We start from the raw sequence: 13,952 nt of genomic DNA on the forward strand, positions 1-13,952 counted from the left end.
AGGGTTGTGGGTCGTCGGGGGAATTACTGCGCGGCGATGCCGCTGAAGGCGAGCTTGAACTTGACCTGAACGTCGTCGGCGACGACCGAGGTGTCGGTCCAGTCGCCCTGGCCGATCTTGAAGGCCAGGCGCTTGATCGGGACGATGCCGCTGGCGGTGGAGGTGCCACCGGCCTGGGTCAAGGTCAGCGGGACGGTGACGTTCTGCACCTGGCCCTTGATCGTCAGCTTGCCGGCCACCTCGAACTTGCCGGGGCCGGCAGCCTTGACGGCGGTGCTCTGGAAGGTGGCTTGCGGGTTCTTCTTGGCGTCGAACCAGTCGGCCTTGACCAGCTCGGCGTCGAAGGCCGGATCGCCCAGCGAGGCGCTGGCCATGTCGATCGTGATGCTGACCTTGGCGGCATCGGGCTTCTTCGGGTCGAAGCCGGTCAGCTGCGCGTCGAACTTCTTGAACTTGCCGTCCACCGGCACGCCCATCTGCTTGCTGGTGAAGCCCAGTTCGCTCTGCGCGGGCAGCAGCTTGGCCTGGGCGAACGATGTACCGGCGGCGACGGCCAGCAGGCCGGCAAGGAGGATCTTCTTCATGCTTTTCACGGCTCCTGGGAAATCAGCGGCCGACCGGCAGCATGCGCTGCAACAGGCCGTCGCGGTCGATGAAATGGTGCTTCAGCGCGGCGCCCACGTGGGCCAGCACCAGCGCGGCCAGTCCGAAGGCGAGGTACTTGTGGGCCGCCTTCAGCGTCTCGGCCAGCGCTTCGTCCTTGGGCACGAAGTCCGGCAGCGGAATGACGCCGAACCAGACGATCGGGAAGCCCTTGGCCGAGCTGTAGGCCCAGCCGGCCAGCGGAACGGCGAAGAACAGGAGGTAGAGCAGGCCGTGCGTCAGGTGCGCGGCGCGGGCCTGCCAGGCGGGCATCGGCACGTCGGCCGGCGGCTTGTTGGCCAGGCGCCAGAGCAGGCGCAGCGCCGACAGCAGCAGGATCGTGACGCCGGCCCACTTGTGCCAGTTGTAGAGCTTCAGCCGCGTCAGCGAGAAGGGCAGATCCGACATGTAGAGGCCGACGCAGAACGCGCAGATGATCGCCAGCGCCAGCAGCCAGTGGAAGGCGATGGCGACGGCGCCGTAGCGCGAGCTGCTGGAGGGGGACGGGCGGTGCGGCATGGCTGGCTGATCCTGTCGGTGTGGGACGGAGTGTCCGCGGCGGACCCGCGGCGGTGGTTCACGCCGCTTGACCCCAAGGTTCAGTCAATTTGAACACCGGCAGGCGCGCGGCGCTTGGCCGCGGCCTTTTCAGGCGCCGGGGCGCGCCAGCATCTCGTGCACGTCGTGCGTCATCAGCGCGAGGAAGGCGGCCAGCACCAGGTAGTAGCTGCCGTATTCCCACTTCACCGCGGCGGGCACCGCGTAGTAGGTCTGCGCCTCGAGGCTGTCCTTGCGGAAGCGCAAGGCCTTCATCACCTGCGGATAGGCCAGGATGGCGAACAGGATCAGGATCGGGCTGGGCCGCCAGAAGAACAGGCCGACGAGCACCGGCACGCCCAGCAGCCAGATCCGCGGCGACAGCACCGCGGTGATGCGGCCACCGTCGAAGGGCGACAAGGGGATCAGGTTGAACAGGTTCAGGAAGAAGCCGGCATAGGAGACGGCCAGCAGCCAGTCGGCATCCCAGTTGCGCGCCAGCAGGTAGCACAGCGTCGCGCCGACGGTGCCCAGCAGCGGCCCGCCGAGGCCGACGAAGGCCTCGGTCTGCGCGTCGTGCGGCATCTGCTTCAGCTCGATCCAGGCGCCGACGAAGGGGATGAAGGTCGGCAGCCCCACCGGCAGGCCCTTGTGGCGCGCGGCGAGGTAGTGGCCCATCTCGTGCACGAACAGCAGCGCGATGAAGCCCGCCGCGTAGCGCCAGCCGTAGATGGCGGCGTAGACCAGCAGCGACAGCAGCATCGTGCCGCCGCTGGCGAGCAGCTTGCCGAACTTCAGGCCCGAGAAGAGCAGGAGCAGCAGCTTCATGCCTGGGGTGGCTCCACCGGGGTCGTCGCCTCCACCGTCTTCTTCTTGCGGCCGAACAGCTTGGCCGCGCCGGCGCCGATGCCTGCCAGCAGCAGCACGCCCAGCTTGGCGAACTTGGCGAGGAAGCCGAAGGCGATGGCCAGCAGGCCCAGCTTCTTCGCACCCACGCCCAGCACCAGCGCGGCCAGGCCGTACTCGGCCACGTGGTCGGTGGAGGAGTTGAAGTCCGCGTAGCGCTTGCCTTCGTTGAAGTCCAGCGCGGACAGCAGCTCGTGGGCGTAGTGCTTCTCGCCGGGCAGCTCGTTCAGGCCGGTGATCAGGTTCAGGCTGATGTAGCCCTCGCGGCCCAGCGCGTAGGTGTTGTAGTTGACGCCCTGCGCCGCGTCGGCCGGCGCGCCCTTGTCGCGCGAGCTCATCGCCCAGACGAGGCGGTGCGCGGTCGCGTCATAGGTCGGCTTCTCGGCCCAGCCGACGATCTCCATCGCCGGGATGCCCATCTTCTGGCGCTCCGCGTTGGCCTCCTCGGTGCCTTCGCGGAAGGACTTCAGCATCTCGTCGGCATCCCATTCCTTGGCGTCGCCGTCCTTGACGTAGCCGGAGGCGATGTAGCGCACGGTGGCGAACCATTGGTCCTGCTCGCTCTGCGGGAACACGAGGCCCTGCAGGTCACCGTGGGTGCCGGGATTGCCCATCGCGACGAGCATCCGCGCCGCCTGCGGCTGCGGGATGAAGACCTCGCCGGCCGGCAGGTGCAGCACGGCCTGGCCGGCCAGCGGGATGTCCTTGGGGCCGACGAGCTTGGCTGCATCGGCGTCGGCGAAGGCCTGCTTGCGATCGTCGACGGCGGAGCGCTCATCGGCATGGCTGCTGAGCGGGGTGGCGAGTGCCGTGAGCAGGCACACGAGCAGGGCGGCGATGCGCCCCGTCGAGGAATTGACTGTGAACATTTTTTGCTGGTCCCTGAAGAGGGCGCCAGTCTAGGGCGTGTCCGCGGGCGTGCCACCCGGCACTTGCCCGACCCCCTATTCGCCCCGGTGCGCGCGCTCGAAGCGCTTTTCCGCAGGCTCGAAATGGCGGATCAGCACGTGCGAGGCGATGTTGATGCCGATGCCGCCGAACAGCGCTGGCAGCAGGTAGAGCGCCGTCGACAGCTCCGACGCGAAGATCGCGTCGTCAACCAGCCAGGCGGTGCCCAGCGCGGCCCGCCGCAACAGCTGGAGCAGGTAGACATCGAGCCCGGCCAGCACCACCAGGCAGACCGCGAAGCTCATCAGCGCCGCGGGAGACACCGAACGCCGTGCCCAGAGCCAGCGGTAGATCGCGAAGGGCAGCACCGTCGAGAACAGCACCAGCAGCCAGAACTCGGACTGCGTGAAGACGGAATTGTTCATGCCGCGCAGTCTATCGAGCGACTGTTTCCAGACAGCCGCTCGATCGGGCCACTTGCTCGACGTATCAGCGCGGCCTCAGGCGGCCGCGCGCCACTGCGTCATCAGCTCCGCCCACTTGGCGCGCGCGGCGACCAGGTGGCGGTGCTTGACGTGGCCATAGCCGCGGATCTCTTCCGGGATGCGCGCGATGTCCACGGCCAGCGCCAGGCGTTCGGCGCTGAGGCCCTTGGCCAGGATCTCGTCGATGCTGTCCTTGTACTCGCCGATCAGCGCGCGCTCGGTCTTGCGCTCGTCGGTGTAGCCAAAGACGTCCAGCGCGCCACCGCGCAGGCCCTTCATCTTGGCCAGCAGGCCGAAGGCCGGGCGGATCCAGCCACCCATCTGCTGCTTGACCAGTTCGCCCTTGGCGTTCTTCTTGGCCGTCAGCGGCGGGGCCAGGTGGTGCACGAGCTTGTAGTCGCCTTCGAACTGCGAAGCGATCTTGTCGGTGAAGCTCTTGTCGGTGTGCAGGCGGGCGACCTCGTACTCGTCCTTGTAGGCCATCAGCTTGAACAGGTAGCGGGCGACCGCTTCCGTCAGCTTCGTGCCCGGGCCGAGCTTGGCCTCGGCCGCGCGAACCTTGTCGATGAAGGCCTTGTACTGGGCCGCGTAGGCCGCGTCCTGGTAGCCGGTGAGGAAGTCCACGCGCTTGGTGACGATCTCGTCCACGCCCGGGCGCTTGACGATCTGGATCACCTGGCGGGCCGCGAACAGGCCCTGCACGGCGGCCAGATCGACGGCGCAGCGGCGGCCCCATTCGAAGGCGGCCTTGTTGTTGTCGATCTGCACATTGTTCAGCTCGATGGCGCGCATCAGCGCGTCGTAGCTGAGCGGCACGCGGCCCTGCTGCCAGGCGTAGCCCAACATCAGCGGGTTCGTGTACAGCGAGTCGCCGAGCAGCTTCACGGCCACTTCCTCGGCGTCGAACATGCCCAGGTGTTCGTTGCCGACGGCCTTGGCTACAGCGCTCTCGCAGGCCGCGCCCGGGAAGCTCCAGTTCGCGTCGTTGACGAGGTTGGCCGTCGGCGAGCCGTGCGTGTTCAGCGCGACGAAGGTACGGCCTTCGCGCATCACCGCCAGCGTGCTCTTGTTCGCCGCGACGATCGAGTCGCAGGCGATCACCAGATCCGCTTCCGCCGTGCCGACCTTGGTGCAGTAGATGTCGTCCGCGCGGTTGGCGATCTGGATGTGGCTCCAGGTCGAGCCGCCCTTCTGTGCCAGGCCCGCGGCGTCCTGCGTGATCACGCCCTTGCCTTCGAGGTGGGCGGCCATGCCCAGCAACTGGCCGATGGTGATGACGCCGGTGCCGCCGACGCCGGCGACGACGATGCCCCAGGCCTGGTCGGCGTTGGGCACGGCCGGCATCGCGATCGGCGGCAGCGAGGCGTCGAAGGGGCTGATGCGCTTGTCCTTCTTCGGCTTCTTCAGCTCGCCGCCCTCGACGGTGACGAAGCTCGGGCAGAAGCCCTTCACGCAGGAGTAGTCCTTGTTGCAGGTGTTCTGGTTGATCTGGCGCTTGCGGCCGAAATCGGTCTCCAGCGGCTCGACCGACAGGCAGTTCGATTGCACCGAGCAGTCGCCGCAGCCTTCGCAGACCAGCTCGTTGATGACGACGCGCTTGGCCGGGTCGGCCAGCTTGCCACGCTTGCGGCGGCGGCGCTTCTCGGTGGCGCAGGTCTGGTCGTAGATGATGACCGAGGTGCCCTTGATCTCGCGGAACTCGCGCTGGATGTCATCCAGCTTGTCGCGGTGGTGGACCTCCACGCCGGCCAGCAGCGAGACGCCGTTGTACTTACCCGGCTCGTCGGTGACGATGCACAGCTTGCTCACGCCCTCGGCCGTCACGCTCTGCATGATCTGCATCACGCTGTGGCCTTCCGGCCGCTCGCCCACCTGCTGGCCGCCGGTCATCGCGACCGCGTCGTTGTAGAGGATCTTGTAGGTGATGTTCACGCCGGCGGCGATGCTCTGGCGGATCGCCAGCAGGCCGCTGTGGAAGTAGGTGCCGTCGCCCAGGTTGGCGAAGATGTGCTTCTCGTTGGTGAACGCGGCCTGGCCGACCCAGGGCACGCCCTCGCCGCCCATTTGCGTGAAGGTGGCCGTGTTGCGGCCTGGCATCCAGCTCACCATGTAGTGGCAGCCGATGCCGGCCACCGCGCGCGAGCCCTCGGGCACGCGGGTGGAGGTGTTGTGCGGGCAGCCGGAGCAGAACCAGGGCGTGCGATCGGCGCCGCCAGCGGTCTTCTCTTCGGACTTGAGCGACTGCTCCTTGGCGTCGATCACGGCGATGCGAGCGTCCAGGCGGGCCTGCACGTCGGCGTCCACGCCCAGCTTCTTCATGCGCTTGGCGATGGCGCGGGCGATGATGGCCGGCGTCAGGTCGGCTTGCGGGCGCAGCAGCCAGTTCTTGCTCGGGTTCGGCAGGCTCCATTCGCCGCCGCTGTTGTCGCCATCGATCTCGTCGAACTTGCCCAGCACGTTGGGGCGCACGTCGGAGCGCCAGCCGTACAGCTCTTCCTTCAGCTGGTACTCGATCATCTGGCGCTTCTCTTCGACGACCAGGATTTCCTTGAGGCCGGTGGCGAAGTCGCGCGTGATGGTGGCCTCCAGCGGCCACACGACGTTGACCTTGTGCAGCCGGATGCCCAGGCGCCGGCAGGTGTCGTCGTCCAGGCCCAGGTCGTGCAGCGCCTGGCGAGTGTCGTTCCAGGCCTTGCCGCTGGCCATGATGCCGAAGCGGTCGTGATCGGTGGAGACGACGTTGTAGTTCAGCTTGTTGGCGCGGATGTAGGCCAGCGCGGCGTACCACTTGTAATCCATCATCCGCGCTTCCTGCTCCAGCGGCGGATCGGGCCAGCGGATGTGCAGGCCGCCTGGCGGCATCTGGAAGTCTTCCGGCAGGATGATGTTGACGCGGTCCGGATCGACGCTGACCGAGGCGGACGATTCGACGATCTCCTGGATCGTCTTCAGGCCCGACCACAGGCCCGAGTAGCGGCTCATCGCGAAGGCGTGCAGGCCCATGTCGAGGATGTCCTGCACGCTGGTCGGGAAGAACACCGGGAAGCCCACGGCCTTGAACACGTGGTCGCTCTGGTGAGCGGCGGTGGAGCTCTTGGCGATGTGGTCGTCGCCGGCGATGGCGATCACGCCGCCGTGCTTGCTGGTGCCGGCCATGTTGGCGTGCTTGAACACGTCGATGCAGCGGTCGACACCCGGCCCCTTGCCGTACCACATGCCGAACACGCCATCGAACTTGTTCTTCTCGGGGAACAGGTCCAGCTGCTGCGAGCCCCAGACGGCGGTGGCGCCCAGCTCTTCGTTGACGCCCGGCTGGAACACGATGTTCTGCGCCGCCAGGTGCTTCTTGGCCTGCATCAGCGCCTGGTCGTAGCCGCCCAGCGGGGAGCCGCGGTAGCCGCTGATGAAGCCGGCCGTGTTCAGCCCGGCGATCGCGTCGCGCGTGCGCTGCAGCATCGGCAGCCGCACGAGCGCCTGCACGCCGCTCATGAAGGCGCGGCCGGCGTCCAGCGCGTACTTGTCGTCCAGCGTGACCTTTTCTAGGGCGCGCAGGATGTGTTCGGGCAGAGGGGCGTTCATCGGGCTGGGACTCCTGGGTTGGCGGGCGGGTGCGCAGGCGCTTGTGGCGCTGCACCCTGCTGGCGGGCGCGGTACGGCCGAGGCTGAAGTTTAGGGAAATGTGCGCGATCGGTCCTTTCTCATTTCGCTCGATATCGGAGCTTTGAGCAAGCTTGTTTCTCAAAAATTGAGGAAAATTCGTATTCGTATCGAATTTCCGCGATTTAGGGCAAACCATGACAAGGCAAACGACCACGCCTCCGGCCGAGGAGGGCGCCCCGGGCGAGGGGCTCGACCGCTATCACATCGCGATCCTGGCCGCCTTGCAACAGGAGGCGCGGCTTTCCAACGCCGAGCTGGCCGCGCGCATCGGCCTGTCCACCGCGCCGACCTGGCGCCGCGTGCGCTGGCTGGAGGAGCAGGGCTACATCACCGGATATCGGGCCGAGATCGACCGTCGCAAGGTCGGCCTGGGCGTGCTGGCCTTCGTGCGGGTGGACGCCGAGCGCAGCGCCGGCAGCGCCACCCGCGCGCTGGAGGAGGCGATCCGCCAGCTGCCCGAAGTCATCTCCTGCCACTACATCTCGGGCACCGGCACCTTCGAGCTGCAGGTGATGTCGACCGACCTCGATGCGTTCTCGCGCTTCTCGATCGACACGCTCCTGAACCTGCCCAACGTGAAGGACATCCACACCAGCTTCTCGCTAGGCGAGATCAAGGCCGGCGCCGCGCTGCCCTTGGGGCACCTGCAGCCTGCGGTACGCTGAGGCCGATGCCTGCTCCCGCCACCGAACACCGTCTACCGTTGCCTCACGTGCTGCTCGCCCTGGCAGTGGTGGCCGTCTGGGGCAGCAATTTCGTCATCATCAAGATCGGGCTGACGCACCTGCCACCGTTGCTGTTCGCGGCGCTGCGCTTCTCGTTGGCCTTCCTGCCGGCGGCGCTGTTCCTGCGCCGGCCGCCGGTGCCATGGGGCAACCTGGCGGCCTACGGTTTGCTGATCGGCAGCGGGCAGTTCGCGCTGCTGTTCCTGGCGATGCGCAGCCAGATCTCGCCGGGCCTCGCTTCGCTGGTGATCCAGACCCAGGTGTTCTTCACGCTGCTGTTGGCGATGCGGCTGGCCAACGAGCGCGTGCGTGGCTTCCAGTGGCTGGCGCTGGCGCTGGCCGCCGCCGGGCTGGGCGTGATCGTCGTCCATACCGACGGCAGCACCACCCCGCTGGGCCTGGCGATGGTGCTCGCCGCGGCCTTCTGCTGGGCCTGCGGCAACATCGTCGGCAAGCGGGCCGGCACGGTGAACATGCTGGCCTACGTCGTCTGGAGCAGCCTGTTCGCGGCGCCGCCGCTGATCGCGCTGGCGCTGCTGGTCGAAGGGCCGGCGCGGGTCTGGCAGGGGCTGAGCCAGGCCGATGCGGCGACCTGGGGCGCGGTGCTGTGGCAGACCGTCGGCAATGCCTTCTTCGGCTACGGCGTCTGGGGCTGGCTGCTGGCGCGCCACCCGGCGCCGACGATCGTGCCGATGGCGCTGCTGGTGCCGGTGTTCGGCATGAGCAGCGCGGCGCTGCTGCTGGGCGAATCGCTGCCCGGCTGGAAGCTCGGCGCCGCCGCGCTGGTGATGGCCGGCCTGGCGCTCAACCTCTTGTGGCCGCGGATCCGTCAATGGCGCGCCGCCGTCTGACCCCCGTCTTCCTGCTGCTGGCGCTGGTATCGACCGGCGCTGCGGCGCTGGATCCGGGCACAGCCTCGCGCACTTCGCGTGAGGCGGAGATTTCCAGCTGCCTCGCCGGCGAGATCCGCACCTGGGGCGACGGCCAGGACCGGCCGGCGATCGCGCCCAGCCTGCAGCTCGTCTACGACCCCGCCGGCGCGCCGCCCTGGTTCACGGCGGCCCAGGTCACCGAGGCGCTACGCCGCGCGGCCGAGGCCTGGGCGCCCTGCGGCGTGCCGGTGCAGGTCACTGCCTCTGCGGCGTCCGGCCCGGGCCGCGTGCTGGTGCGCTGGGACGACCCCGGCGCCCGCGGCAATTTCGGCCTGGCCGACGTCGGGCGGCACACCCTGTCGCTGGGCCCTGCGGCGTTCAAGCTCCTGAACGAACGCAATCCGCGCTACCCCGCCACGCAGACCTTGCAGATGGTCATCTCCCACGAGCTGGGCCACCTGCTGGGCCTGATGGCCCATTCGCGCCGCTGCGTCGACGTGATGAGCTACTACGACGACGGCAAGGGCAACCGCTGTGTGGCGCGTGACATGAGCCTGCTGAAGTCGGTGCCCGAGTACCGCTCGTCGCTGCCGACGGCCTGCGACCTCGAACGCTGCCGCGCAGCCAACGGGCGTTAGCCGGGTCTTCTCATCAGGAAACGCTCGCCCAGCTCGAAATAGTCCGCCGGCCCTCCGCCACGCAGGATCGGCTGCGCCGCCGCCGTGTCGTAGCGGCCCTCGACGAGCAGGCGCCGGTCGATATGCACGCCGACGACCTCGCCCAGGGTCAGCCAGGTATTGATCTCCTCGCCGGCCGCGCCCTGCAGCCGGATGATCTGGCTGACTCTGCATTCGAAGCTCACCGGGCTGGCCGCCACGCGCGGCACCGAGACGACGCGCGACGGCGCCGTCGCCAGGCCCGCCAGCGCGAACTCATCCACCTCCGGGGGCACGGCCGCGCAGCTCTGGTTCATCGGCTCCGCCAGCTCGCGCGTCGCCAGGTTCCAGACGAACTCGCCGCTCGCGCGGCAATTGCGCAGCGTGTCCTTCTCGCCGATGCTGGCGAAGCCGACGATCGGCGGCGTGTAGTTGAAGCCGTTGAAGAAGCTGTACGGCGCCAGGTTCAGCACGCCGCTGGCCGGATCCCGCGTCGCGATCCAGCCGATCGGCCGCGGGCCGACGATCGCGTTGAACGGGTCATGCGGCAGGCCGTGGCCCGAGCGCGGTTCGTAGAAATGGAAGTCGGTCATAACTTGAGGATTCAGCGGCGTATGCTGGCATCCATGAAGGCTCGCATTGCTGCCATTCTCGTCCTGGCCCTGCTGTCGCCGGCGGCGCATGCCGCATCGACGTCGCCGCCAGCCGCCGCCAACCTGCTGGTCGAGCTGCGCTGGGTGCAGTCCAGCGTCAGCGGCGCGGCGCTGGCCGGCCTGCGCGACGGCGGGGTCGTCATCGGCACCGCGGGCTCGATCGGCACGCGGCCCGGCGGGACGACGCTCAGCACCACGCAAAGCGCCGACGCCGTCGAGCCGCAGCCGCTGCGCGTCGTCGTGATGAACGGCAAGTCCGCCAGTGTCAGCATGACCGAGCAGCAGCCGACCGAATGGCTGGACTACGGCGTCGAGCTGTCGCCCGGCAGCCGCGGCGGCAACGGCAACAACTCGCCGTCCTCTGCCAAGGTCTATGCCGCGCCGCGCAGCGGCACCGTCGAACGCAGCCGCGGCTTCGTCGTCACGCCGCATTGGCCCGGCGGCAAGCAGCGCGTCCAGGTCGAGCTGAAGGCCTACCACCCGCAGGAGGGCGAGGCTGGCGCGAGCGCCCAGGCCCAGGTCTACAGCACCGTGGCCGTTTCGATGGGCGACTGGATCACCGTCGCCCGATCGGGCGGCAACCTGCGGCCCGCGGAGCGCGGCGTGGTGAGCAGTCGCGATGCCGAGCCACAGACGAGCCGGGAGCTGCAGCTGAGGGTGAGCCTGGCGCCGTAGTCAGCGCTCTGCGCGATTCGTACCCACCGCGTACCCCGCCGGTGATAGGCTGCGCCGCCATGCGCCATCACCAATTTCTCGCCGCCCTGGCCCTGCTGGTTTCCATCACCACCCCCGCCCGCGTTGGGCCGGCCGATGCGCTCTTCGCCGGCAAGCCGCAGGCCTTCGTGCGCAAGGCGGATGCAAAGGGCGACGCAAAAGTCGTCGGCGTCTACGTGCCGAACTGGGAACCCTCGGCGCTGCTGGACCGCATCAAGCCCGGCAGTGTCACGCACCTGCTCTATGCCTTTGCGCGCATCTGCGGCCCGGGGCAACTGGAGAAGGATGCCGAGGTCTGCGCCGGCAAGGCGGAGTTCGAGCTGGCCAGCGGTCCGAAGGAGGCGGAGTTCGATGCCGCCTTCCAGCGGCTGAAGCAACGCATGCCGGAGGTGAAGGTGGTGGCCTCGGTCGGTGGTTGGGGCGGCTCCGATCCCTTCTTCCACATCGCCAACGATCCGGCGCGGCGCGCGGTGTTCGCGGCCTCGGTGGCGCGCTTCCTGCGCGAGCATCCGGGCTTCGACGGCGTGGACATCGACTGGGAACATCCGGGCGACAACGGCGCGGCCAACGGGGTCAAGCTGGGCAGCCCGGAGGACGGTCAGGGCTATGCGGACCTGATGGACGATCTGCGCGCCGCGGTCGATGGCCTGGGCCGCGAGAACGGGCGGCGCTACCTGGTCACGACGGCGGTCAATCCGTCCAAGGCCATCGTCGGCCGCATCAACTTCCGCCAGGCGGCGCAGGCGCTGGACCTGGTGTTCATGATGAGCTACGACTTCTACGGCCCCTGGACGAAGACGATCGGCAATCACACGGCGCTCTTGTCCAGCGCGCCCGGCGCCGACGACAGCCTGGACAGCGCCGTGCACAACTTCACCGCGGCCGGCGTGCCGGCCTCGAAGCTGGTGGCCGGCGTGGCGATGTACAGCCGCGGCTTCTCCGGCGTTGGCAAGCCGGTCACCGGCGCGCCGCGCAAGGCGGACTTCCCGGCTGGTGGCGATGGATCCATCGTCTATCGCGAGCTGGCGCCGCAGGCGATCGGCCCGCGCGGGCAGGGCGCGGGCGGCTACCGCGTGCGTTTCGACCGGGTCACGCAGTCGTACAGCCTGTGGAACCCGGCGACGCAGGTCTTCATCGGCTACGACGACCCACGCGCCGTCGTGGCCAAGGGCCGCTACGTGCTGAAGCACGGCCTGGCCGGCATCTTTGCCTGGGAGCTGAGCCAGGACAACGGTGACCTGCTGAACGCGATGAACCTCGGCGTCGGCGAGGTGCCGCGGCACTGAGCGGCAAAGCTTCAGGGCACCTCGAACGCCGCGTCCCGCTGCGCCTGGTTGCCCGAGAAATCGCTGGCGATCACGCGCAGGATGTAGCGGCCCGCAGGCAGCGTGGGCAACGCGCCGAGCCGGTAGATGAAACGCGTGGCGGCGCTGCCTTGCACGGTGATGCCGCTGCCCGGCATATAGAGCTGTTCCACCGCGTCTTCATCGGGCGGCAGCCGGTCGAAGCGGATCGCCTCGCGTGGCTTCTCGAAACCCGCGAGCGGCTGGCCGCCGGCGTCGAGCAGCTGGAACTGCAGCGCGTAGAAGCCCAGGCGCCGGCGCGCCTCGTTGCCGTCCGCCTGGTCGAAGCCCTCGGCGAGCATCTCGCCGCTCTTGTCGATGCTCACGCTGTCGAGCACGGGCGCCACGTGGTCCACGAAGCCGGTGAAGCCCAGAATCAGCGGATTGCGCTGTGCACCCGCCGCGCCGAGCTGCAGGTGCACGTGGGCCATCGGGTTGATGGTGCCCAGCACGTCGCCCACCTGGATCATCGTGCCGCGGCGCACGCGCACCCGCAGCAGACGGCCGCGCGCATCCAGCACGGGCACGAAGCGCTTGGGATCGAGCATCCGGTTGCCCGCGCTGCGGCCCACGCGCATGTGGACATAACTCAGATCGTCGACGGACAGCGTCTCGCCCAAGGTGCCGAAGCCGCTGGCCGCGAGCGGGCTCAGCACGCGCGCGTCGGCAATGGCGACGATGGGCTGGCCCACGTCGCCGCGGATGTCCAGGCCGGCATGCAGATGGTCGAGCTTCTCGTGCCGCGTGGCCCGCACCTCGCCCAAGGTGCCCACGACCTCGTGCGGGCTGCGCTGCGGCACCAGGGGCCAGCGGCCGCGGGTGTCGGGCAGCGGCGCATCGCTCGCCGGGCCGATGGCCTCGTTCGTCGAATGCTCGACGATCTGGTGCACGCGATGGCCGGCCGCGTCGCTGACGGCCAGGCGCAGGCGCTGCACATCGAGCGCCAGGGCGGCGGGCCGGGCGAGGCGTGTGTGCGTGGCCTCGAGCACGCGCAGCAGCGAGCCATCGGGCTGCAGCGCCAGCACGCGCCCGCGCGCGGCCACGGCGATGAACACGCGGCCGTCGGGCGCCACGGCCACCGCCAGCGGCCGGTAGAAGTCATCGTCGGGATTCTTTGGGTCACGCTTCAGTACCGTCACCAGCTCGCCTTGTGGCGTCAGCTTGCGCAGCGCGTCGTTGCCGGTGTCGGCGATCCAGAGATTGCCTGCGCCATCGATGGCCAGGCCCAGCGGCGTGTCCAGCCGCGCGGCCTCGCCGGAGCCGTCCTTCCAATCGGGCTGGGCACCGCCGGCCACGGTGGAGACACGGCCGTCGGGCGCGATGCGGCGGATGCGGTCGTTGAAGCTGTCGGCCACCAGCACGTTGCCGTCGGCATCCAGCGCCACGGCCATCGGCGTGTCGAACTGCGCCTGCGGCCCCGCGCCATCGCGCCAGCCGGGCTTGCCGTTGCCGGCCAGCACGTGGACTGCGGCATCGGGCGTGATGCGGACGATGCGGTGGTGGCCGGTGTCGGCCACGACCAGCGCGCCTTGTGCATCGATGGCCAGGCCCGAGGCCTGGGCCAGCTCGGGCGAATCGACGAAGACGCTCAAGGCGCCATCGGCCGCGATGCGCAGGATGCGGTGGTCGTCGGCGACGTAGAGCGTGCCGTCGGCCGCGTAGGCCAGGCCGTAGGGATCGGCGAGCGTGGCCGCCGTACCGTCGCCGGCCAGCAGCTGGACGGTGGCGGCGCTGGCGGGCAGGGCGGGCGGCGGCGGTGGAGGTGAGGGTGCGGTGGGAGCGGAAGCCGGGGCTTGTGCGACCGGTGGAGAGGGCGTGTCGTGGCACGCAACCAGCAGCAGGGTCAGGACAATCAGGGCAATCCATTTCAT

At 69.0% G+C, this 13,952-nt stretch carries 13 protein-coding genes; 5 read left to right on the forward strand and 8 right to left on the reverse strand.

Annotated elements, in window-relative coordinates; translation table 11 throughout:
• Positions 1 to 23 precede the first annotated feature (23 nt).
• From SNE35_RS11230 to SNE35_RS11255, 6 genes are all read right to left on the reverse strand, one after another.
• Positions 24 to 584, reverse strand: coding sequence for a YceI family protein (locus SNE35_RS11230; protein WP_320422988.1), 561 nt, complete (start codon positions 582 to 584; stop codon positions 24 to 26).
• A 22-nt stretch (positions 585 to 606) separates the two neighbouring features.
• Positions 607 to 1,161 carry a cytochrome b gene (locus SNE35_RS11235; RefSeq protein WP_320422989.1) on the reverse strand — a complete coding sequence of 185 codons (555 nt, stop codon included), beginning with the start codon at positions 1,159 to 1,161 and terminating at the stop codon, positions 607 to 609.
• 129 nt (positions 1,162 to 1,290) lie between these two features.
• Positions 1,291 to 2,007, reverse strand: a complete 717-nt coding sequence (locus tag SNE35_RS11240; protein WP_320422990.1) for a site-2 protease family protein — start codon at positions 2,005 to 2,007, stop codon at positions 1,291 to 1,293.
• Positions 2,004 to 2,954 carry a DUF2167 domain-containing protein gene (locus tag SNE35_RS11245; RefSeq protein ID WP_320422991.1) on the reverse strand — a complete coding sequence of 317 codons (951 nt, stop codon included), beginning with the start codon at positions 2,952 to 2,954 and terminating at the stop codon, positions 2,004 to 2,006. The genes SNE35_RS11240 and SNE35_RS11245 overlap by 4 nt, the downstream gene beginning before the upstream one ends.
• A gap of 75 nt (positions 2,955 to 3,029) precedes the next feature.
• Positions 3,030 to 3,398, reverse strand: coding sequence for a hypothetical protein (locus SNE35_RS11250; protein ID WP_320422992.1), 369 nt, complete (start codon positions 3,396 to 3,398; stop codon positions 3,030 to 3,032).
• Between the two features lie 75 nt (positions 3,399 to 3,473).
• Positions 3,474 to 7,037 (reverse strand): indolepyruvate ferredoxin oxidoreductase family protein, encoded by a 3,564-nt coding sequence (locus tag SNE35_RS11255; RefSeq protein ID WP_320422993.1) that lies wholly within the window; start codon positions 7,035 to 7,037, stop codon positions 3,474 to 3,476.
• A 215-nt stretch (positions 7,038 to 7,252) separates the two neighbouring features.
• Between SNE35_RS11255 and SNE35_RS11260 the strand changes: the two genes are divergently transcribed.
• From SNE35_RS11260 to SNE35_RS11270, 3 genes are read left to right on the forward strand one after another with little or no spacing between them, the layout of a single operon-like run.
• Entirely contained in the window at positions 7,253 to 7,783 is a 531-nt protein-coding gene (locus tag SNE35_RS11260) for an Lrp/AsnC family transcriptional regulator (RefSeq protein WP_320422994.1), read from the forward strand.
• Positions 7,784 to 7,788: 5 nt separating this feature from the next.
• Positions 7,789 to 8,694: an EamA family transporter gene (locus SNE35_RS11265; protein WP_320422995.1), complete on the forward strand. Its 906-nt coding sequence runs from the start codon at positions 7,789 to 7,791 to the stop codon at positions 8,692 to 8,694.
• On the forward strand, positions 8,676 to 9,353 hold the full coding sequence (locus tag SNE35_RS11270) for a zinc metalloprotease (protein WP_320422996.1): 678 nt from the start codon (positions 8,676 to 8,678) through the stop codon (positions 9,351 to 9,353). The genes SNE35_RS11265 and SNE35_RS11270 overlap by 19 nt, the downstream gene beginning before the upstream one ends.
• Here the strand turns inward: SNE35_RS11270 and SNE35_RS11275 are convergent.
• A complete protein-coding gene (locus SNE35_RS11275; RefSeq protein ID WP_320422997.1) occupies positions 9,350 to 9,964 on the reverse strand; it encodes a flavin reductase family protein in 615 nt (204 codons plus the stop codon). The genes SNE35_RS11270 and SNE35_RS11275 overlap by 4 nt on opposite strands.
• A 33-nt stretch (positions 9,965 to 9,997) precedes the next feature.
• On the opposite strand from SNE35_RS11275, the gene SNE35_RS11280 reads away from it, so the two are divergent.
• Positions 9,998 to 10,699 carry a hypothetical protein gene (locus tag SNE35_RS11280; protein WP_320422998.1) on the forward strand — a complete coding sequence of 234 codons (702 nt, stop codon included), beginning with the start codon at positions 9,998 to 10,000 and terminating at the stop codon, positions 10,697 to 10,699.
• 59 nt (positions 10,700 to 10,758) lie between these two features.
• Complete coding sequence (locus tag SNE35_RS11285; RefSeq protein ID WP_320422999.1) at positions 10,759 to 12,024, forward strand: glycoside hydrolase family 18 protein; 1,266 nt, start codon at positions 10,759 to 10,761, stop codon at positions 12,022 to 12,024.
• A gap of 11 nt (positions 12,025 to 12,035) precedes the next feature.
• Here SNE35_RS11285 and SNE35_RS11290 read toward each other — a convergent pair whose 3' ends face one another.
• Entirely contained in the window at positions 12,036 to 13,952 is a 1,917-nt protein-coding gene (locus SNE35_RS11290) for a gluconolaconase (RefSeq protein ID WP_320423000.1), read from the reverse strand.

It is taken from the genome of Roseateles agri, assembly GCF_034043675.1.
GTDB lineage: Bacteria > Pseudomonadota > Gammaproteobacteria > Burkholderiales > Burkholderiaceae_C > KK5.